Origin of the sequence: Stenotrophomonas chelatiphaga, assembly GCF_001431535.1 — a bacterium.
GTDB classification, from domain to species: Bacteria; Pseudomonadota; Gammaproteobacteria; order Xanthomonadales; family Xanthomonadaceae; genus Stenotrophomonas; species Stenotrophomonas chelatiphaga.
Genome location: NZ_LDJK01000050.1, coordinates 19,458 through 40,255, shown reverse-complemented (window position 1 = coordinate 40,255; position 20,798 = coordinate 19,458). Strand labels below are relative to the sequence as shown.

Below are 20,798 nucleotides of genomic sequence, written 5' to 3'. Positions count from 1 at the left end.
CATGCAGACCACGCCTACCCAGAGCCCGAGCGATCGCTGGCGCTTCCATCGCGCGGTGTGGCGATGGCACTTCTATGCAGGCCTGTTCGTGCTGCCGTTCATCGCATGGCTGGCGCTGACCGGCGCGGCGTACCTGTACCAGAAGCCGATCGACCGCTGGATCCACCACGATCTGAAAGTAGTTGAACCCACGCGCGGCACGCCTGCATCGGCGAGTGCCCAGATCGCCGCGGTCGAGGCCGTTGCAGCAGGACGAACGTTCCGTTACACCCTGCCCGAGCGCGCCGATGGCAGCGTGGAAATCGGCGTGCAGCAGCCCGATGGAACGCGCGATGTGTACTACGTCGATCCCGGCACCGCGCGGGTGCTGGGCTCGCTGCCCGACAAGGGCACCTTCTCCGGCGTGGTGCGCCGGCTGCACAGCCTGGACCTGGTCGGACGCTGGGCCAGCGCGTTGATCGAAATCGCCGCGGGCTGGGCGATCCTGCTGGTGATCACCGGGGTTTTCCTGTGGTGGCCGCGCGGGCAGCGCGGCGGCGTCACCCGCGTGCGGGGGCGACCGGCACAGCGCCTGTTCTGGCGGGACCTGCATGCGGTGACCGGCGTCTGGGTAGGCGCGGTGCTGCTGTTCCTGGCCCTGACCGGCATGCCGTGGTCGCTGGTCTGGGGCAAGCAGGTCAATGCCTGGGCAAACGGACACAACTCCGGTTATCCGGCGGGCGTACGCGTGGATGTGCCGATGTCCGATCAGCGCCTGGCCGATGCCACTGCCCCCAGCTGGTCGATGGAGCAGGCTCGGCTGCCGGCCTCGCAGCTCGCGCACACCCGTGCCCATGCCCGCCACGCGGCGCCTCCGCAGCAACAGGCACACGAAGGCCATGAAAGCCACGCCGGCATGGGACCCGGGGATCTTTCGCCGCAGCCCGGGGCCATCGGCATCGATGCAGCGTTGCAGCGTTTCAACGCGCTCGGCATGGCCCCCGGTTACAGCGTGTCGCTGCCGCGTGGCCCCATGGGGGTGTACTCGGCCTCGGTCTATCCGGAGCAGGTGAACCGGCAACGCGTGGTGCACATGGACCAGTACAGTGGCCGCATCCTGCTGGACATGGGTTACGCCGACTACGGCGTGCTCGGCCGCGGGCTGGAATGGGGCATCAACGTGCATCTGGGCCAGCAATACGGCAGCGTGAACCGCCTGTTGCTGCTGGTTGCCTGTGCGGCGATCGTCCTGCTCTGCGCAAGCGGTGCGGTGATGTGGTGGAAGCGCCGGCCGGCGGGTGGCGTTGGCATCCCTCCCCTGCCGCACGCCAGGCGCACGGTCGCGATCGTGTTCGCGCTGCTGTGCATCGGCGGCATCGTGTTCCCGCTGATGGGGCTGTCGCTGCTGGTGATCGGCGTACTGGACTACGTGCTGACGCGGGGCTGGCGCAGCAGCTAGCGACGGAACGCTGCGTGCTGCGGCGTTTCGTCGAAGCAGGCAATCAACAATTCGGTCAGTGCCCGCACCTTCAGCGAGGGGTGTGGGCCCGGCGGACGGATTACGTAGATGCCGGCTGCCGGAGGCGGATAACGCGGCATGACCGGCACCAGCGTGCCGGCGTCCAGGTAGGGCTGGGTAAGCCCATCGGGCAGCCAGGCGATGCCCAGTCCCGCCACCGCGGCGGCGATCAGCGCGGTGCCATTGTCGGCCTTGAAACGCCCACGCGGATGCACGGTCACCACGGCATCGCCATCGCTGAACTGCCAGGCTTCGGTGCCCTGCATCAAGGCCTCGTGGGCCAGCAGCTCATCCGGCGTTTCCGGCGCGCCGTGGGCCGCCACATAATCCGGACTGGCGACAAGCTTTCCGTACAGCGGTCCCACGCAGCGCGCGATCAGGTTGGAATCGGGCAGGTATCCCACGCGGATCGCGCAGTCGAATCCCTCCGCCACCAGATCGGCAAAGCGGTCGCTGTAGGACGCATGCACGTGCAATTGGGGATGGCGCCGCGCCATCTCGGCGAACACCGAAGCGAAGTGGGTCGGGCCGAAGGTCAGCGGCGCGGCGACACGCAGGCGTCCGCGCAGATCCCCGCTGGGCAGGATCGCGTCGCGCGCCGCATCGATCTCCGCGCAGGCCCTGGCCGCGTGATCGCGGAACGTCGCACCGGCTTCGGTCAGCGCCGCGCCACGCGTGGTGCGCGCCAGCAGTTGTATGCCCAGTTCCGCCTCCAGCCGGGCCAGCCGCCGGCTGACGATCGACTTGGACACATTCAGCCGGCGCGCGGCGGGGGAAACGCCGCCTGCGTTGGCCACTTCCACGAACGTGCGCAGCGCTTCGATATCCACCGTGACCTCCCGGATGCACTCCCTAGCCTGACACATGCCGGGCTGGTCCTGCGTTCCCCTTTGCGCGACACAGCTTGGCAGGAAAGGGTTCTACCGCCCCGGGCGGGGGGATGACAAGGTTCGGGTTCGTTTCCCCCCCTCGACAACAAGGATGACTCCATGACCTTCCGCAACGGCCTTTCCTCGCTGCTCCGCCCTGAAGATTCCGTGCTGGTCCTTATCGACCACCAACCCTACCAGCTGGCAAATCTCAACAGCCACGACCCGCATGCGGTGGTGAACAACGCAACGGCGCTGGCAAAGGCGGCCAAGGCCTTCAAGGTGCCGACCATCCTCACCAGCGTGATCGCTGACCGCGGCGGGCTGATCTTCCCGCACATCACCGACGTGTTCCCCGTACAGGAGGTCATCGACCGTACCTTCATCAATACCTGGGAAGACCCGAAGGTGGTCGACGCAGTAAAGGCCACCGGCCGCAAGCAGCTGATCATCGCCGGCCTGTGGACCGAGATCTGCGTTGCGATGCCGGTGATCCAGGCGCTGGGCGAAGGCTGGGATGTCACCGTGATAACCGATGCCTCCGGCGCGGTCTCGGTCGAAGCCCACCAGGTGGCGATCCAGCGCATGATCGCGGCCGGCGCCAACGTGATGACCTGGATGGCATTGGCCGCCGAATGGCAGCGCGACTGGGCGCGCACCGAGCACGCAGCCGAGCTGACCGAAGTGCTGAAGCAACACGCTACAGGCAGCGGCATTGCCTACCTGTGGGAGCAGCAGCTGCTCAACACACCGGTGCCGCCGAGCGCAGGCTGATACTGCGCGTGGCCGGAGCGGAAAGCCGCCGACCATGGATCGGCGCTACCAAGGCCACGCCGATCCGGTAGCGCCGAGCCAAGCTCGGCGAGCGCGAAGCGCGGCGTGTATCTGCAAGCGCGCAAAAAAATGCCCGGCATGGCCGGGCATTTTGTGCAGAGCGTGACGACCAACGGTCGTCACCCACCCAGGCGAGGCGTCGTCACCCACCGGGGCGAGGCATCGTCACCCACCGGGCGAGGAATCGTCACCCAGCGGGGTGACGGATCGTCACCCACGTGATTACTTGATCAGGCGCAGGGTGAACGGGTAGCGGTAGGCTTCGCCGTTGTTGGACTTCACTGCGGCGATGATGCAGAACACCACGTTCAACACGCCGACCACCGGCATCAGCAGGGCGCCGATGAAGACGATCATCAGCACCACGCAGATCGCCATGGCGATGGCGATGGTGATCTGGAAGTTCAGCGCTTCCTTGGCCTGGTCGGTGACGAAGGCCTTGCTGGCGTCGTCCTTGTTGACCAGCCAGATCACCAGCGCGCCGATGAACCAGGTGAAGATGCCGAGCAGGTGCGCGGCCAGTGCCATGGTGCGCTGGTCGGCCGGGGCCGGCTCCACGCTGGACGGCGGCGGCGGCGGCGGCGCGGTGACGTTGTCGAATTCGCTCACGGTAAACTCCTTTTAGGTTGTAGGGTCGGCGCGACCCACTCCCCGTGGGCCGTCGCAGCCCGGCAAGAGTACGCCAATAACGTCGTCAGTCGTTACCGGCGACCGTCATTTTCCCGATCAACAACGAGCCGATGGCGACGTGCGAGCGGGGGTCCACGTCGCTGCCGATCGCCTCGATGGACTGGAACATGTCGCGCAGGTTGCCGGCGATGGTGATGCCGTCCACCGGGTACAGGATCTCGCCGTTCTCCACGCGGAAGCCGCCGGCGCCGCGCGAGTAATCACCCGTCACGCCGTTCACGCCCTGCCCCATCAGCTCGGTCACCAGCAGGCCGGTGCCCATCTGCCGGGCGATGGCATGCAGGTCCAGCCCCGGTGCGCTGGCGGCTACCTGCAGGTTGTGCACGCCACCAGCGTTGCCGGTGGTCTGCAGGCCCAGCTTGCGTGCCGAGTAGCTGCCCAGGATGTAGCGCTGCAGCACGCCATCGCGCACGATCGCCGAGGTACGGGTCGCCACGCCGTCACCATCGAAGGCGGCCGAACGGCGGCCACGGCGCAGGTGCGGCAGTTCGTCGATCTGCATCCAGGCCGGGAACAGGGAGGTGCCCAGGCTGTCCAGCAGGAAGCTGGACTGACGGTACAGCGCGCCGCCGGAAATCGCCGACAGCAGGTGGCCGACCAGGCTGCGCGCCACTTCCGGGGCGAACAGCACCGGCATGCTGCTGGTGGCCATCGAACGCGGCTGCAGCCGGGCGATGGTGCGCTCGGCGGCCTTGCGGCCTACCGCGGCCGGGTCTTCCAGGTCCTCGCGGGCCAGCGCGCTGGTATACCAGCCATCGCGCTGCATGCCGTCGCCCTGCCCGGCAATCAGCGCCACGCTGATTGAATGATGGGTGCCGCGCTCGCGGCCGAAGAAGCCATGCGAGTTGGCATACACCGACAGGCTCTGTCCGGTCGATGCCGAGGCGCCATCGGTATTGCTGATGCGCGCATCGCTGTCGCGGCCGGCCGCTTCGCAGGCCAGCGCCAGGTCGATCGCCTGGTCGGCCTGCAGCGCCCACGGGTGCCAGCTGTCCAGTTCCGGGAACTCACGCGCCATCAGATCGGCGTCGGCCAGGCCGGCGGCGGCATCGTCTTCGGTATGCCGGGCGATGGCGCAGGCCTGCTCCACCGTGGCCACCAGGCTGGACGGCTGCAGGTCGGCGGTGCTGGCACTGCCCTTGCGCTTGCCGAAGTACACGGTGACCGCGATCCCCCGGTCGGCGGTGGATTCGACCGTCTCCACCTCGCCCAGGCGCACGTTCACGTCCAGCCCGCGGTCCTCGCTGCAGGACACTTCTGCCTGGCTGGCGCCCAGCCGCCGGGCGTGGTCCAGCAGCTGCTGGGAGATGTCGGCCAGCTGTTCCAGCCGGGCCTCGGGACCTGCGGCAACGGCCGCTTCAGGGGCGATGACGTTCAATGCTTTATCCTGTACAGGTTGGGCCCGGCACTGCGCCGGGCGACGTATTTACGAAAGTAGGAAAGACGATGCGCGGACGCGACGAAGAAACCGGTGAATTCCACGATAAAAGCCGCAAGCAGAAGCGCAATGAAGCGCTGGACGTGCTTGCGCTGGGCGAAAAGCTGGTTTCGCTGACGCCTGCGCAGCTGGCGCGCCTGCCGGTGCCGGAAGACCTGCTGCCGCACATCGCCGAATGCAAGCGGATCACCGCCCACATCGCGCACAAGCGGCAGCTGGCGTTCCTGGCCAAGCACATGCGCCGCGAGGAAGAATCCGCGCTGGATGCCATCCGCGAGGCGCTGGACGCCAACAGCGATACCGGCCGCCGCGAAGTGGCGATGATGCACCGGGTCGAAGACTGGCGCGAAAAGCTGATGAGCGATGGCGACGCCGCGCTGTCCAAGCTGCTGGTGGAATACCCGCAGGCCGACCGCCAGGAACTGCGCACGCTGGTGCGCAATGCCCAGGCCGAAAAGGCCAAGAACAAGCCGCCGCGCGCCTACCGGGAAATCTTCCAGGTGCTGCGTGCGCTGATGCTGCCGGCCGCGCTGGGGCTGATCGTGGCCGACAGCGGCGAAGACGCCGACGCGGTTGAGGACGACGCGGACGACAGCCAGGACTGAGGCCCGCGCTGCCGGGAAAGCCGCCGGGCAGCGCGCGGCGCCACCGGGCAGGAGCACCGCTGGCATCACGCCTGGGTGCCACCTACGGTGAGTCCATCGATCAGCAGCGACGGCTGGCCTACGCCGACCGGCACGCTCTGGCCATCCTTGCCGCAGATGCCGACGCCCTGGTCCAGTGCCAGGTCGTTGCCGATCATGCGCACTTTCTGCATGGTTTCCGGTCCGTTGCCGATGATCGTGGCGCCCTTCACCGGCGCGGTGATGCGACCGTCTTCGATCAGGTAGGCCTCGGTGGCCGAAAACACGTACTTGCCGCTGGTGATATCGACCTGGCCGCCGCCGAAGTTCACCGCGTACAGGCCCTTCTTCACCGAGCGGATCATTTCCTGCGGATCATGTTCACCGGCACGCATGTAGGTGTTGGTCATCCGCGGCATGGTCAGGTGCGCGAACGATTCGCGGCGGCCGTTGCCGGTCGGCGCCATGCCCATCAGGCGGGCGTTGAGTGAATCCTGCATGTAGCCGACCAGGATGCCGTCTTCGATCAGCGTGGTGCACTGGGTGCGCTGGCCTTCGTCATCGATGTTGAGCGAACCGCGCAGGCCTTCCAGCGTGCCGTCATCGACGATGGTCACGCCCGGCGAAGCCACCCGTTCGCCCAGGCGACCGGCATACACGCTGGTGCCCTTGCGGTTGAAGTCGCCTTCCAGGCCATGGCCGACCGCTTCGTGCAGCAGCACGCCCGGCCAGCCCGGGCCGAGCACCACCGGCATCACGCCGGCCGGCGCGGGTACCGCGTCCAGGTTCACCAGGGCCTGCCGCAGTGCTTCGCGGGCGAACGCTTCCGGCCGGCCGCTGCTGAACAGTTCGGTGTAGTCATAGCGACCGCCGCCACCGGAATAACCGGATTCGCGACGGCCGTTCTGCTCCACGATCACCTGCACGTTCAAGCGCACCAGCGGGCGGATGTCCGCGCCCAGCACGCCGTCGCTGCGGGCGATCAGGATCGTGTCCACGCCGCCGGACAGGCTCACCATCACCTGCTTCACGCGCGGGTCGGCGGCGCGCAGGTAGGCGTCCAGCCGCTTGAGTACTTCCACCTTGGCTTCGTTGCCCATGCTGTCCACCGGATCCAGCGCCGGGTACAGCGCGCGCGCATCACCGCGCAGCAGGGACTTGCCGGTCTGCGCCCCACCCTCGCGCGAAATCGCACGGGCCGACTGTGCAGCGTTGGACAGCGCATCGCGGTGGATGTCATCGGAGTAGGCGAAGCCGGTCTTCTCACCGGAAATCGCGCGCACGCCGACGCCCTGTTCGATGGAATGCGCACCGTCCTTGACGATGCCGTCTTCCACGCTCCAGCTTTCGCGGCGGGCGTGCTGGAAGTACAGGTCACCGAAGTCGATGCCCGGGCCGAGCAGGTGGCCGAAGGTGTTTTCCAGGGTGCCGGCGTCCAGCCCGGCGGGCTGCAGCAGGCGGTCGGTGGCGAGGGTCAGGGCGTTATCGGTCATGGTGTTCAATCTGGGGGCGAAACGCGGCCATGGCAAGCCGCGTCACGCAGGGGGGAGAGCCGGCGCGCTCAGCGCGCGGTCGGCTTGGGCGGCGGCGGCACGGACGCATCGCGCTCCACCACCTCCACTTTCGGGTCTTTCCAGGGGCCGGTGACGCGGTAGGTCTTGGCCCCGATTTCGCCCAGCGGCTTGGACAGCACCGCATTGGTGGCCGCGCCCAGTGCCGCGCCCACCGGGCCGCCGGCCACTGCGCCAACGACCGTCAGCAGGTTGCCCGAGCGCGGGTTGACGTCGATGGTCTGGTCGAACTGCTGCGCGCGCAGGTCGGTACGGCCGCGGATGCGGATGTTGGCCGCCGGACCTTCGATCATCACCTTGTCGGTGGTGGCCGAGCCGTCGGCGAAGGCCAGCGTGCCGCCGATCTGGTTGAACGCAAAGCCCTTGGAGAAGAAATCACGGAAGTCCAGCATCAGCCGGCGCGGCAGCTGGGTGATGCTCAGCAGGCCCAGCACGCGGCCGGCGCCCGGCTCCAGTTCCAGCAGCTGGCCGTTGCGCGCATCGACTTTCATGCTGCCCTGCAGGTTGCCCAGCTGGAAGTCCGACGGCCCGCCGGCCCAGGCGGCCTGCAGGTCGATGCTGCCCTGCCCGCCACGCAGCTGGCCACCGTAATCCAGGTCGCGCAGCAGGTCGCCAAGGTCTTCGCTGCGCACCTGCGCGGTGAGGTCCGTGCGCGCCGCAGGCCCCTTGCCCCGCCAGCTGCCACGCACGTCGATGGCCTGTTTCGGCGAACGGAAATCGAGCTGCTGCACGCGCAGCCCGTTGGCGACCGGCTGGGTGCGCACCACCGCCTGGCCAAGACTGATCTTGCCGAACTGCAGGTCGGCGATGTCCAGCGACAGCGGCGGAATGGCGGCAGGATCGGTGTCGTTGGCACTGGCCTGCACGCGCGCGGCCATCACCTGGCCATCGGGCATCACGATCGGTGCACCATCGCGCGGACGCGGCTGCACCGGGCCCGGCAGCGATTTCCAGTGCACGCGCTGCAGGGTGCCGCTGATGGTGCCGCCACTGGCGTTGGGCACCTGCAGCTGGCCGGCCAGCGAAGGGCCGTCCAGGCGCACGTCAAGGTACTGGGCGGTCGGCCGCAGCTGCAGGCGGGTCTGTTCGAACACCCCGCCGATCAGCAGCAGCTGGGCCACCTGCACATCCACCGAGCGCAGCGGCATCGGGTCGCTGGGCGTACCGTCGTCCTTGCCATCGCCGGCCGAACCACGCGCCAGCGATATCCATTCCAGTGCATCCAGCGAGCCGCTGCGGCCGTTGACCGCCAGCCCGCTGGCCGGCGGATCGCGGTCCACCCGCGCACTGCCCAGCGTGACCTGCACGCCGGTCTGGCCCTGCTGGGTGCGAGCGGCCAGTGCCAGGCGCTCGCCGAAGGCCACGTCGATGCGGCCATCGCCCATCGGCAGCTGCGCCGCCACGCGGGTATCCAGCGCCTCGGCGGCCGGTTTGTCCAGCGGCGCCGGCAGGCTCAGCGTGGTGCCCACCAGGTTGGACTGCAGGTGCAGCCGCGCCGGCGGCGTCGCCGCCGCCGTACCGCCCCCTGACGGCGCCGCAGCCACCGCCTTGGGCATGTCCACGCCGATCTTCCAGTCCGAACGGCCTTCGATATAGGGCTTCAGCCAGGCCATGTCCGGGGCGCGGTCCAGCAGCGTGCCGGCGTCCAGGTTGGCGTCCAGTTCCGATTCGAAGGCCAGCTGCGGATCGCGCACGAAGCCGCCGGCGCGCAGGCTCAACGTGCCCGGCGCGCCGAGGTGGCGCACGCTGAGGTTGTCGGCCCCGAAGCCGCCACCGGCGTACTTCGCGCTGCCGCGCACGTCCTCGAAATCCAGCGCATAGCGCTTGTCGGACAGCTTCACGCCCTCCAGCGCCACGCTGCCCTGCAGGTGCCCGGGCTGGCCGGGATGCAGCGGCTGCAGCAGGTCGAAATCCACGTTCGCCGGGCCGCTGGCGCTGAGCGCATCCAGGGTGTCGCCATACTGCCCGTGCAGCGGACTGCGGCGCAGCATCGCCAGCAGCCGGCTGGCTTCGCTGCGGCTCTGCGCACGCACGTACAGCGGGGTCTCACCGAAATCCTCGATGCCCGCTTCCATCGCATCCACGTTGACACCGGCCAGGTCGCCGCGGCCCTTAAGCGAGAAGCCCGGGCCGATGAAGGCGATGTCCGCGTCCACCTGGGTCATGTCCGGCCAGGTCTTCTGGAAACGGATGGTGCCGTCCTCGATATGCCCGGTGGCCTCGAAGCGGCCGTTGTTGCGGTCGAACGGCCAGTCGTCCAGGTCGCCGGTGACCAGCCCGATGCCGTTGCGCACGCGGCCGGACTGCAGCGCGGTGTCCAGCCAGTCGCGCGCGTTGGCGCTCATCTTCGAACGGATCCAGAAGCGCTTGGCGGCGGTCATCGGCACATCGTCGATCTTCGCCGCCAGCTGCATCCACGGCCGCGTGCCGTCGCCCTGGAACCACAACCCGCCGCGCACGTCGGCCGCATAGTCCGTGCCCTGCACGCGCAGCGCCGGGGTGCCGATCCGCCAGCCACCGGCCTCGTCATGCCAGCCCACCACCTCACCGGCCAGGCGCACGTCATGGCGCACGCCGAAGCCCTTCGGCCAGTCGAACTGCAGTTGCTTCTGCGGCTGCAACTGCAGCGAGAATCCTTCGGCATCGCCCTGGAAGCGGCCGCCCACGCCGGCCAGTCCCGGCCCGCCATCCACGCTGGAAAACGCCAGTGTTTCCAGATCACCCTGCACCCACAGCGCACCGTTGCGTTCGCCGCGCGCCTGCAGCGAACGCACGCGCACCTGCGGGTGGGCGCGGTACAGCCAGTCACGCAGACCGGCATCGACCCGATCGGTCAGTGCCAGTCCGCGCAGCAGCACATTGCCATCCACGTTGTCGGCGACCAGCGCCATGTGCTGCCCGGCTCCGACCAGCAGGCCGTCCAGCACCTGTTCGCGGCCATCGGCACGCACCCGCAGCAGCGGCGCCTGTGCACGCCAGCCGCCTTCGCTGTAACGCCAGCGCGCGCGCATCTGCAGGCGCTCCACTTCCAGCGTCGGCCGCGCCACATGGGCGGTGGGTGCGCCGGACAGGTGCAGCGCGGCCAGGTCGGAATCGGTGGTGACCATCACCGGGCGGAAGTCACGCAGGGCCACCCAGGCATTGAGTTCACCGCGGCCCTGAAGCACCTGCACGCCGGCTCCGGACAGCAGCGACGACCACGCCTGCAGGTCCACCGGATCGCCGCCCAGCCAGGCCTCGCCGTTGCCGTGGCGGCGGTCCACGTCCAGCACCGCCGACAGCGGCAGCGCCTCTTCGTCGGCCCATGCCCGCACGCCGACGCGCAGGCGATCGCCGTTGACCCGCAGCCGCACGTCCAGCCGCGGCAGGGTCGCCTGCAGCCCGATCGAAGGCGCATCGACGGTCAGCCGGCCACGTTCGACCTGCAGCTCACCGAGCCGCCGCAGCGCATCCAGCGGATCACCGCCCGGCCGGCTCGGCAGGCCGCGCACGCTCCAGCGCCCGTCGTCAGCACGCTGCAGGGTCAGCGCCAGCCCACGCAGGCGCAGTTCGGTCAACGAACGCCCCGGCAGCAGGCCGGCATACATCGCCACCTGCACTTCGGCCTGGCCCACGCGCAGTCCCTCGCCGGCGCCGATGCGCAGGCCATCGAGCTGCAGCAGCGGGCCACGCCGGGTCCACTGCGCCTTCAGGTCATCAAAGCGCACCGGCTGGCCGGCACGTGCGGTCAGCCAGGCGGCAATCTGTTCCGGGTGGCGCTCAGCCAGCGGCAGCAGCTGGCTGAAGGTGCCGACCAGCAACGCCACCGCCACCAGGGTGATCGCGCAGGCGTACAGGGCAAGACGGCGGATCCTTCGCAGTCGCAGGCGCGGCGGCGCGCTCATCGGCCCTGGCCGGCAACCGGCCGGTAAAGATCAGAGCAGGACCACATCGAATTGTTCCTGCAGGTACTGGTCGTCCGCCTGGAAGCGGATGCTCTTGCCGAGGAATTCCTCCAGCTCGGCAACGGCGGTGGATTCCTCGTCGGTGATGCGGGCCACCACCTTCGACGAGGCGATCACCAGCAGGCGCGCCGCCTCGAACTGGCGCACCGCACGGGTGATCTCGCGGAAGATTTCGTAGGTGACCGTTTCGGTGGTCTTGATGCTGCCGCGGCCGCTGCATTGCGGGCAGGTTTCCGACAGCTGGCGCTCCAGGCTTTCCACCGTGCGCTTGCGCGTCATCTCCACCAGGCCCAGCGGCGAGAAGTCGTACACCGTGGTCTTGGCATGGTCGCGGGCCAGCGCTTTTTCCAGCGTGCGCAGCACCTGGCGGCGGTGCTCGGCGTCCACCATGTCGATGAAGTCGATGATGATGATGCCGCCGAGGTTGCGCAGCCGCAGCTGCCTGGCCACGGCCTGCGCCGCTTCCAGGTTGGTCCGGTAGACGGTTTCTTCCAGGTTGCGCTGGCCGACGAACGAACCGGTGTTGACGTCGATGGTGGTCATCGCTTCGGTCTGGTCGATCACCAGGTAGCCGCCGGATTTCAGCGGCACCTGCTTGTCCAGCGCGCGGCCGATCTCGTCCTCCACCCCGAACATGTCGAAGATCGGGCGGTCGCCGGCGTACAGTTCCAGCTTCTCGGCCAGCACCGGCATGTACTTGGCCACGAAGGCTTGCAGCTGCACGAAGGTTTCCTTGGAATCGACCTTCACCTTGTCCACGTCCTTGCGGATCAGGTCGCGGACCGAACGCAGCGGCAGGCTCAGGTCTTCATAGATCACGCTGCACGAGGCGGCTTCGCGGCCACGCCGCTCGACCACGTTCCAGACCCGCGACAGGTAGGCCACGTCCTCGGCGATCGCTTCGGCCGGCTGGCCTTCGGCGTTGGTGCGCACGATGTAGCCGTAGCCGCCGTGCTGGGCCGACAGCTCGGTCACCAGCGCCTTCAGCCGTGCGCGCTCGCCTTCGTCTTCGATGCGCGCCGAAACGCCGACCACCTTGGACTGCGGCAGCAGCACCATGTAACGCGAGGGAATGCTGATCTGCGTGGTCAGGCGTGCGCCCTTGGTGCCGATGGGGTCCTTGACCACCTGCACCACGATGTCCTGGCCGTCACGCAGCAGCTCCACGATGGGCACGCTGGACGGCGGCGGCAACGTGGTGCCGTCGGTGTCCGGACTGGCCACCGGGGCCGGCCGCACCACGTCGTTGGCGTGCAGGAACGCGGCGCGCTCCAACCCCACTTCAACGAAGGCGGCCTGCATGCCGGGCATCACCCGCTGCACCTTTCCCTTGTAGATGTTGCCGACCACGCCGCGGCGCCAGCCACGTTCGATGTGCAGCTCCTGCAACATGCCGTTCTCGATCACCGCTACCCGGGTTTCGCGGGGGGTTACGTTGACCAGTATTTCTTCAGACATGTACGGCAGCCTCCGTGGCGGCAACAGGGTGGGAAGGCAAGCCGGCGCCGGCCAGCAGCCGGTCGGTCTGGTACAGCGGCAATCCCATCACGCCGGAATAGCTTCCGGCCAGGTGGGTGATGAAGCGCTCTGCTTCTCCCTGGATGGCATACGCACCGGCCTTGCCGAACGGCTCGCCGGTGGCCACGTAAGCGGTGATACGGGCATCGTCCAGCGCCGCGAAGGTGACCTCGGACACCACCACGTCCACCGACAGGCCGCCGGCAGCGGCCAGCACCACCGCGGTCATCACCTGGTGGGTGCGCCCGGACAGCGCGGCCAGCATGGCGGCGGCATCGGCGGCGTCGACAGGCTTGCCGAACACGCGCTCGCCCAGCACCACTTCGGTATCCGACCCGACCACCACGGCATCTGGATCGCTGGCCAGCACCTCAGCCAGGCCGGCGCGGGCCTTGTCGGCGGCCACCCGCTGCACGTAATCACGCGGACTTTCGCCGGCAGCGCGCACTTCGGCGACGTCCAGGTCCAGGGTCTGGAACGGACGGCCAAGGCGGGCAAGCAATTCACTGCGGCGGGGGGAGCGGGAGGCAAGATAGAGCATCGACACAGCATACCCTGCGCGCAGGGCCTGAATCGCAGGCAACGCGACGCGGTTTCCGGCAACCCCGTTCCGGCTCACAACGCGTTCATCCCTTCGCCAGCAACCTCGATGGCCTTCAAGGAGATCTCCATGCGTCGCCCCGTCCTTTCGCCCCTGCTGCTCGCCCTGTCCCTCGCCCTGGGAGCTTCCGTGACCGCTCAAGCCGCCGTACCGGCCCCCGCCATCGCCCCGGTGGAAGGCACCCTGCTCAACGTATCGGCCAACGCCGAAGCCAGCCGCGTGCCGGATATCGCCACGCTGTCCGCTGGCGTGGTCACCCAGGCCGTGGATGGCAACACCGCCATGCGCGAGAACGCGCAGAAGATGGACACGGTGCTGGCCGCGATCAAGGCCGCCGGCATTGCCGAGCGCGACGTACAGACCAGCGGGGTGAACCTGAGCCCGCAGTACCGCTACGCGGAAAACGAGGCACCGAAGATCACCGGCTACCAGGCCAGCAACACCGTCAGCCTGAAGGTGCGTGACATCGCCAAGCTGGGCAAGGTGCTGGACGCGCTGGCCGCGCAGGGTGCCAACCAGATCAACGGACCCAGCTTCGAGATCGACCAGCCGGAACCGGTGTATGACGAAGCCCGCCTGGCCGCGCTGAAGAAGGCCCAGGCCCGTGCGCAGACCTACGCCAGGTCGCTCGGCCTGCAGGTCCGCCGCATCGTCAGTATTTCCGAAAGCAGCGGCGGCGGCTTCCGCCCGGTGATGATGCGCGCAGCCGCCGCGCCGATGGCCGCCGACATGGCCAGCACCCCGGTGGCTGCCGGTGAGACCACCGTGTCGGTGAACCTGGACGTGGTGTTCGAACTCGGCCGCTGAGGCCATCGCAGCGGGGTGACGAGCGCCCCTGGTGGGTGACGACCGCCCCTGGTGGGTGACGACCGCCCTTGGTGAGTGACGACCGCCCCTGGTGGGTAACGACCGCCCCTGGTGGGTGACGACCGTTGGTCGTCACTCGTTTCCAGTCGCCCTCCGCTCTACCTGACTCGTAACCAAACGAGCGCGCCTGCCCCGCTGGGCAGGCCGCGCTTGCCGCGCTATTGCTGATCCACCGGCACCCACCGGCCCCGATGACGTCCCCCTGCTGGCTTGCATGGAGGTGAACCATGGTTCGTACGTACCCGGTAGTCCCGCTCCGCTTCGACCCCGCCCGCATCGCTGCATGGAGCACCGCGATCGCGCTGCACGTGCTGGCCTTCATGCTGCTGGTCATCCCCGCCGCCTACGTGGCCGCCCCGCTGCCACGTGAAGCCCCGCAGGTCCGCTGGATCACCCCGGACAAGCCGCTGCCGCCCACCCCGGTGCCACCGGAAGTCGTGCAGAAGGTCGCCCCGCCGCAGACCGTGGTGAAACCCCAGCCGACGCCGCTCCCCACTCCTACCACCGTCACCGAACAGGTCCCGGCCTACGCCGTGCCCGCCGCCGAACCCCAGCCCGCCCCGGTTCCCAGCGTTCCCCTGCTGACCGGTACACCCACCAGCAGCGGCCCCGGCGTACAACTGCGTTACCGTTCGGCCCCGCCGCCGGCGTACCCGGTCGCCGCCCTGCGCGGCCGTGAACAGGGCACCGTCCTGCTGCGGGTGGAAGTCAGTGCCGAGGGCCGCCCCACGGCGGTTTCCATCGAACGCAGCAGCGGTTCGCGTGCGCTGGACCTTGCTGCGCGCCAGCAGGTACTGCGCCAGTGGCGATTCGAACCGTCCATGCAGGACGGCGTGGCGACGTCATCGGTGGGCCTGGTGCCGATCGAGTTCTCCTTGCCAGAGTAAGGCGCGACCGGGGGTGGCGGCGGTCGCCCCCGGTCCCGCTTCCTGACGCACGTCACAAAGCGGTCCCGATTAAGCAAAATTTCACTCTTGCGTCACCTGAAAGAAACCTAGATTGGCGACATCGCGGGGCAAGGGGGCCTGCGGTAGGACACGCCACTACGTATTCCCAGTCAGGAGAGAGCTGTGAAATACCCGACCCTTCCACGTGCAAGCCGCCGCACGTCGCTTGCCACGTCCATCACCCACATCCTTGCCGGCAGCGCGCTGCTGCTGGCGGCCGCCGGATCCACCACTGCCTTCGCGCAGGACCCGGCCACCAACCTGGACCGGATCACCGTCACCGGTTCCAACATCCCGCGCACCAATACCGAAACCCCGTCGCCGGTCCAGGTGGTCACCCGCCAGGAAATCGACCGTACCGGCAAGACCACGGTCGCCGAATACCTGCAGACCCTGACCTCGGACGGCTCCGGCTCCATCCCCAAGACCTTCGGCAACGGCTTCGCCGGCGGCGGCGCGGGCATTTCGCTGCGCGGCCTGGGCGCCGGCTCCACCCTGGTGCTGCTGAACGGACGACGCATGGCCACCTACGGCCTGGCCGATGACGGACAGAAGGTCTTCACCGACCTCAGCACCATCCCGCTCGATGCCGTGGAGCGCGTGGAAGTCCTGAAGGACGGCGCGTCGGCCACCTATGGTTCGGACGCCATCGCCGGTGTGGTCAACATCATCCTGCGCAGCGACTTCGAAGGCGTGATCCTGCGCGGTTCCTACGGACTGTCCGGTGACAGTGACGGCGATGCGCGCAAGGCGACGCTGACCGCCGGTACCGGCAACCTGTCCGAAGACGGCTGGAATGCCTTCGCCAGCATCGACGTGGGCAAGTCCGATGGCATCCGGGTCAGCGACCGCCGCAACCGCGACTGGATCGGCACCGGTGACCTGCGTCGCTGGGGCTACAGCGCCGGCGGCAGCCAGTTCCTGGGCGGTGCGATCACCGGCAACGGCAGTGGCGGCGGCAACTCGCCGACCGGCAGCATCTTCAACCCGACCACCGGCCTGCTGGAATCGCTGCCGGGCTGTTCGGGACTTTCCAGTGTCGCCCCGCAGGATCCGGGCGGTGGCTGCCTGTGGGACATGGCCGACTACCGTGACCTGAGCCCGGAAGAAAAGTACGTCAACGTGTTCGGACGTGCGACCTTCGCCTTCAACGACAGCGCTGAGGCGTACGTTGAAATGGGCTACTCCAAGAAGGAAACCACCTTCAACAATACCCCGTCCAACGTGTCCGGTGCATGGGGTTATCCCGGTGGTCCGGTCAACGCCAACAGCGGTCCCGGCGCCACCGTGCTGGCGGTCGGGCATCCCGACAATCCGTACGGCGAACCGGTGCGCGTGCGTTACAACGCCTTCGATGTCGGCCCGCGCGTGACCAACAACGACAACGAGTTCATCCGCTTCCTGGCCGGGGTCAAGGGCACCTGGGGCGAGTGGAGCTACGACACCGGCTACCTGCATTCGTCCACCAACCTGGTCAACAAGCGCGATGGCTTCCTGCGTTACAGCGCAGTGCAGTGCGTGCTCGGAAACCTGGCCTGCCCGGCCGGTGTATGGAACATCGGTGCCGGTTCGGAAGGCAATCCGCAGAGCCTGTACGACTATATTTCCCCGACCATCCAGGCCACCGCCAAGAGCAGCCTGGACATGTTCGACTTCAAGGTGAACCGCTCGCTGATGGACCTGGCCGGTGGCCCGCTGGGCCTGGCGCTGGGCACCGAATGGCGTCGTACCACCAACAGCCTGTCGCCGCAGACCTATACCGATACCGGCGACATCATCGGGTTGGGCTTCTCGTCCTATGACGGCACCCAGAACGTCTACGCCGCGTATGCCGAACTGGCCGCGCCGGTGCTGGAATCGTTGGAACTGACCGCCGCCGCCCGCTATGACAAGTACGAAAGCGGCGATGATTCGGTGACCCCGAAGGTCGGCTTCAAGTGGACTCCGATCGACTGGATCGCCGTGCGCGGTACGTATGCCGAAGGCTTCCGTGCGCCGAACCCGGCCGAGAACGGCGACGGTGGCCTGGCCGCCTTCTCCAATGCGCTCGATCCGGTCCGCTGCCCTGGCGGCACCCCCGCCCCGGGCGGCACCCAGGATGATTGCGGGCAGCAGCCGGTGGCGATCATCACCCGTCCCAATCCGCTGCTGGAAGCGGAAGAGTCCAAGAGCTACTCGCTGGGCATCGTGTTGCAGCCGACCCGCACCACGTCGATCACGGTGGACGCATGGCGGATCAAGCGCAGCAATGAAATCGCGCAGGGTTCGACGGCCGATGCCATCGCTTCAGGCAACGTGCTGCGCGATACCGACCTGCTCAATGGGGTGCCGGGCACCGGCTCGATCCTGGCCATCAACACGAACTACGTGAATGCCAGTGCTTCGAAGGTTGAAGGTATCGATACCGATATCCGCCAGGACATCCCGCTGGGCACCGCCGGCGACCTGCGGCTGGACCTGCAGTGGAGCCACACCAGCAAGTTCGAGCGTACCGAGGGTGACACCACCCACGAATACGCCGGCACCCACGGCAACTGCGATGTCACCAACTGCATCGGCACGCCGAAGGACCGCATCAACTTCGGCGCCACCTGGAATTACCACGACTGGTCGGTCAGCGGCATCGTCAACTACATCAGTTCGATGGACAACCTGGCCGAAACCGGCGGCACCAAGGAAGACGACTGCCTGAACTTCCGCGCCGATGGCAGCCCGGCCCCGGGCAACTGCGAGGTCGCTTCGTTCACCACCTTCGATCTGTCGGCCAACTGGAAGGCGATGGATGGACTGGAGATCTTCGGCTCGGTGGCCAACGTGTTCGACCGCACCGCACCGCTGGATCCGGCGACCTACGGCGGCATCAACTACAACCCGCTGCACTTCAGCGGTGCCATCGGCCGTTACTTCACCGTCGGTGCGAAGTACACGTTCAACTGATCGGCTTCACTGCGTGATGTGACCCAGCCCGGGCCTCGTGCCCGGGCTTTTTTTGTCCTGGACGGTGACGCGCTCCGCCGAGCACGGCTCGGCGCTGCCGGGGCACTGCGGGTCAGGGCTGGATTTCAGCCAGCGCGCGGCGCAGCGGTGCGTCGGACACCTGGATCGGTCCATGGAAGGGGATGCTCATGTCCAGCACGAAGTACACCGACGTGGCGATCAACGCGGCGGACACCAGGAACATGCCGACCACCATCGGATTGTGCGGCGCGCGATAACCGAAGCTGCCGTAGATCAGCGTCAACCATGCCATCAGCATCCAGATGATCAAGCGCGGCACGCTGGCTTCGGACTGCTCGACGATGCTCCAGCGCTGGCGCACCACGGTCTGGTACTGCTGCCGCGCATCGGCGAGCAGGCCTTCGTGGAAACGATCGGCCGGCGCGATGCGGTCCAGAGCCCCGCCGACCTGGTCCAGTGCGTTGGCTGCCGGGCTGCGCTGGTGGACCAACGCATCGTTGCCGCGTGCGGGATGGGCGATCGCCACCTCGATGTACTCGACCAGTCGCCGGCGCGTCTCGTCGGTCTCCACGCCGTAGGTGCGCAGCGAGCGGTCGAACATGATCAGGCTGGTCGAGAACGCGTGCACGTTCGAATCGATGGTTTCGAAGGTGTTCTTGGAGGAATTGATCAGCAGGCCGAACACCAGCGAGGTCATCACCACGAAGATGTTGGCGACCAGCCGCAGCACGGTATTGGTCTCGTCGTCCCGGTGCCGCGCCGACAAGCGCGGATACACGAACATCATGCCGATCGATGCCGCACTCAGGCAGGCAAAAACGACCACCGCTGTCATGATCTCGCCCATCGTGACGCTCCAGCCATCAGATGGACGGCAGCATGCCACATAAAAAAAACCCGCATCTCGCGATGCGGGTTTTCAAAGTGGCGCCCGAAGTTGGACTCGAACCAACGACCCCCTGATTAACAGTCAAGTGCTCTAACCGGCTGAGCTATTCGGGCAGACGACCAGTATAACGACTCTTCACGCGCGATGGTAGGGGTGGTTGGCCAACATCGCCGCGGCGCGATACAGCTGTTCGGCAACGACCAGGCGCACCAGCATGTGCGGCAGGGTCAATGGGCCGATCGACCATTTTTCATCAGCCAGTGCGGACACTTCGGACGAATGTCCTTCCGGGCCGCCGATCAGGAACGCCAGGTCCCTGCCCTGCCCGCGCCAGTGCTCCAGCCGCTGCGCCAACTGTTCCGAGCTCAGCTGTCGCCCGGGAACGTCCAGCGCCACCACGTAGGCATTCTTCGGCAGGGCGGCAATCACCCGCTTGCCTTCGTCATCGGTCGCGCGGCGCGCATCGCGGCCCTTGCCACGCAGGCCCGGTTCGATCTCCACCAGTTCGAACGGCAACCAGTGCGACAACCGCTTCTGGTATTCGGCAAAGCCCTGCGCCACCCAGCTGGGGGCGCGCTCACCGGTGGCGATCAGTCGCGCTTTCATCAGGCATCCTCATAACGTCCGACGGCGCCATCGGCGCCGTCGGGGGGTGCAGCACAGGCAGCAGGTCGATCAGACCTCGTCGTCCTGGCCTTCTTCTTCTTCGTGCTGGCGACGCTGGTCACCGACCGTCCACAGGCGTTCCAGCGCATACAGTTCGCGCACGCGCGGCAGCATGACGTGGACCACGACATCGCCCAGGTCGACCAGCACCCACTCGGCTTCGCGCTCGCCTTCAACGCCCAGCGGCATCATGTCCAGCTTCTTGGCGAAGCGGACCACTTCCTCGGCGATGGACTTCACGTGACGCGACGAAGTGCCCGAGGCGATCACGAAGTAATCGGCGACGCTGGACTTGCCACGTACGTCGATGGTGACCACGTCCTTGGCCTTCAGCTCTTCGGTGGCGTCGGTCACACAGGCCAGCAGCTGCTCCACGGAGGGCGGCGGGTTGGGCAGTTCGACCTTGATGGTCTGGGGTTGGGGCTGGTTGCTCAAAGCGGGTCGACTCGATAAACGTAGGGGGGATTATACGTGGGACCGGCGCCGGAGGCATTCACCGGGTTCAGCCCCCATGCGGACGGGCCGCTGGCCCTACCTGCAGCTCCCCCGATCCCTGATGACGGCCCGCCGGTGGCCGAGCCGATGATGGCGTCGCGCTCGTTGCGCGCACCCTTTCCATGACTGGAGCATCACCATGAGCCTGCTTGCCACCTTCGTCGTCGCTTCGGGAATCGCGCTTGGCAGCGCTGCGGCACCGGTCCAGGCGCCGGCTGCGCCTGGAGGGGATCCCTGCCCTGGCTGCCTCACCTGGCGGTGCGATACGCGCGGAAGCTTCCACCTACCCTTGGCAGTGAAGGAACCCGATCACAAACAGGCCGTCCTGCGCGCCCTGTATGAGCATACCCGCGCCACCTCAAGCGGCGAGGTTCCCGCGTGGGTGACGTG

General features: G+C 67.6%; 16 protein-coding genes and 1 tRNA gene. 6 read left to right on the top strand and 11 right to left on the bottom strand.

Annotated elements, in window-relative coordinates; genetic code table 11:
- Position 1: 1 nt before the first annotated feature.
- Positions 2-1,438, top strand: coding sequence for a PepSY-associated TM helix domain-containing protein (locus ABB28_RS11530; protein WP_057508767.1), 1,437 nt, complete (start codon positions 2-4; stop codon positions 1,436-1,438).
- Here ABB28_RS11530 and ABB28_RS11525 read toward each other — a convergent pair.
- On the bottom strand, positions 1,435-2,328 hold the full coding sequence (locus tag ABB28_RS11525) for a LysR family transcriptional regulator (RefSeq protein ID WP_057508766.1): 894 nt from the start codon (positions 2,326-2,328) through the stop codon (positions 1,435-1,437). The genes ABB28_RS11530 and ABB28_RS11525 overlap by 4 nt on opposite strands.
- A gap of 159 nt (positions 2,329-2,487) precedes the next feature.
- Here ABB28_RS11525 and ABB28_RS11520 point away from each other — a divergent pair, with 159 nt between their 5' ends.
- Entirely contained in the window at positions 2,488-3,141 is a 654-nt protein-coding gene (locus ABB28_RS11520) for an isochorismatase family protein (RefSeq protein ID WP_057508765.1), read from the top strand.
- A 282-nt stretch (positions 3,142-3,423) separates the two neighbouring features.
- Here ABB28_RS11520 and ABB28_RS11515 read toward each other — a convergent pair whose 3' ends face one another.
- On the bottom strand, positions 3,424-3,810 hold the full coding sequence (locus tag ABB28_RS11515) for a DUF4870 domain-containing protein (RefSeq protein WP_057508764.1): 387 nt from the start codon (positions 3,808-3,810) through the stop codon (positions 3,424-3,426).
- Positions 3,811-3,895: 85 nt separating this feature from the next.
- A complete protein-coding gene (gene pmbA / locus ABB28_RS11510; RefSeq protein ID WP_057508763.1) occupies positions 3,896-5,269 on the bottom strand; it encodes a metalloprotease PmbA in 1,374 nt (457 codons plus the stop codon).
- Between the two features lie 68 nt (positions 5,270-5,337).
- Here pmbA and yjgA point away from each other — a divergent pair, with 68 nt between their 5' ends.
- Positions 5,338-5,934, top strand: a complete 597-nt coding sequence (gene yjgA, locus ABB28_RS11505; protein WP_057508762.1) for a ribosome biogenesis factor YjgA — start codon at positions 5,338-5,340, stop codon at positions 5,932-5,934.
- Between the two features lie 65 nt (positions 5,935-5,999).
- On the opposite strand, the gene tldD is transcribed toward yjgA, so the two are convergent.
- From tldD to ABB28_RS11485, 4 genes are all read right to left on the bottom strand, one after another.
- Positions 6,000-7,445 carry a metalloprotease TldD gene (gene tldD / locus ABB28_RS11500; RefSeq protein ID WP_057508761.1) on the bottom strand — a complete coding sequence of 482 codons (1,446 nt, stop codon included), beginning with the start codon at positions 7,443-7,445 and terminating at the stop codon, positions 6,000-6,002.
- Between the two features lie 68 nt (positions 7,446-7,513).
- Entirely contained in the window at positions 7,514-11,407 is a 3,894-nt protein-coding gene (locus ABB28_RS11495) for a YhdP family protein (protein ID WP_057508760.1), read from the bottom strand.
- A gap of 30 nt (positions 11,408-11,437) precedes the next feature.
- Positions 11,438-12,925 (bottom strand): ribonuclease G, encoded by a 1,488-nt coding sequence (gene rng / locus ABB28_RS11490; protein WP_042612244.1) that lies wholly within the window; start codon positions 12,923-12,925, stop codon positions 11,438-11,440.
- Positions 12,918-13,526 (bottom strand): Maf-like protein, encoded by a 609-nt coding sequence (locus ABB28_RS11485; RefSeq protein WP_057508759.1) that lies wholly within the window; start codon positions 13,524-13,526, stop codon positions 12,918-12,920. The genes rng and ABB28_RS11485 overlap by 8 nt, the downstream gene beginning before the upstream one ends.
- 129 nt (positions 13,527-13,655) lie before the next feature.
- Between ABB28_RS11485 and ABB28_RS11480 the strand changes: the two genes are divergently transcribed.
- The 3 genes from ABB28_RS11480 (at position 13,656) to ABB28_RS11470 (ending at position 18,337) form a co-directional block, all read left to right on the top strand.
- Positions 13,656-14,393 carry an SIMPL domain-containing protein gene (locus tag ABB28_RS11480; protein WP_057508798.1) on the top strand — a complete coding sequence of 246 codons (738 nt, stop codon included), beginning with the start codon at positions 13,656-13,658 and terminating at the stop codon, positions 14,391-14,393.
- A 287-nt stretch (positions 14,394-14,680) separates the two neighbouring features.
- On the top strand, positions 14,681-15,340 hold the full coding sequence (locus tag ABB28_RS11475; RefSeq protein WP_057508758.1) for an energy transducer TonB: 660 nt from the start codon (positions 14,681-14,683) through the stop codon (positions 15,338-15,340).
- 183 nt (positions 15,341-15,523) lie between these two features.
- Positions 15,524-18,337 carry a TonB-dependent receptor gene (locus ABB28_RS11470; protein WP_057508757.1) on the top strand — a complete coding sequence of 938 codons (2,814 nt, stop codon included), beginning with the start codon at positions 15,524-15,526 and terminating at the stop codon, positions 18,335-18,337.
- A gap of 112 nt (positions 18,338-18,449) precedes the next feature.
- On the opposite strand, the gene ABB28_RS11465 is transcribed toward ABB28_RS11470, so the two are convergent.
- From ABB28_RS11465 to rsfS, 4 genes are all read right to left on the bottom strand, one after another.
- Positions 18,450-19,205: a bestrophin-like domain gene (locus tag ABB28_RS11465; RefSeq protein WP_057508756.1), complete on the bottom strand. Its 756-nt coding sequence runs from the start codon at positions 19,203-19,205 to the stop codon at positions 18,450-18,452.
- A 78-nt stretch (positions 19,206-19,283) separates the two neighbouring features.
- Positions 19,284-19,360 (bottom strand) — tRNA-Asn (locus ABB28_RS11460).
- A gap of 22 nt (positions 19,361-19,382) precedes the next feature.
- The gene (rlmH, locus tag ABB28_RS11455; RefSeq protein ID WP_057508755.1) at positions 19,383-19,853 is read right to left on the bottom strand and encodes a 23S rRNA (pseudouridine(1915)-N(3))-methyltransferase RlmH; all 471 of its coding nucleotides are present in this window, start codon (positions 19,851-19,853) and stop codon (positions 19,383-19,385) included.
- 69 nt (positions 19,854-19,922) lie between these two features.
- Positions 19,923-20,348, bottom strand: coding sequence for a ribosome silencing factor (gene rsfS / locus ABB28_RS11450; RefSeq protein ID WP_042612238.1), 426 nt, complete (start codon positions 20,346-20,348; stop codon positions 19,923-19,925).
- Between the last annotated feature and the right edge of the window lie 450 nt (positions 20,349-20,798).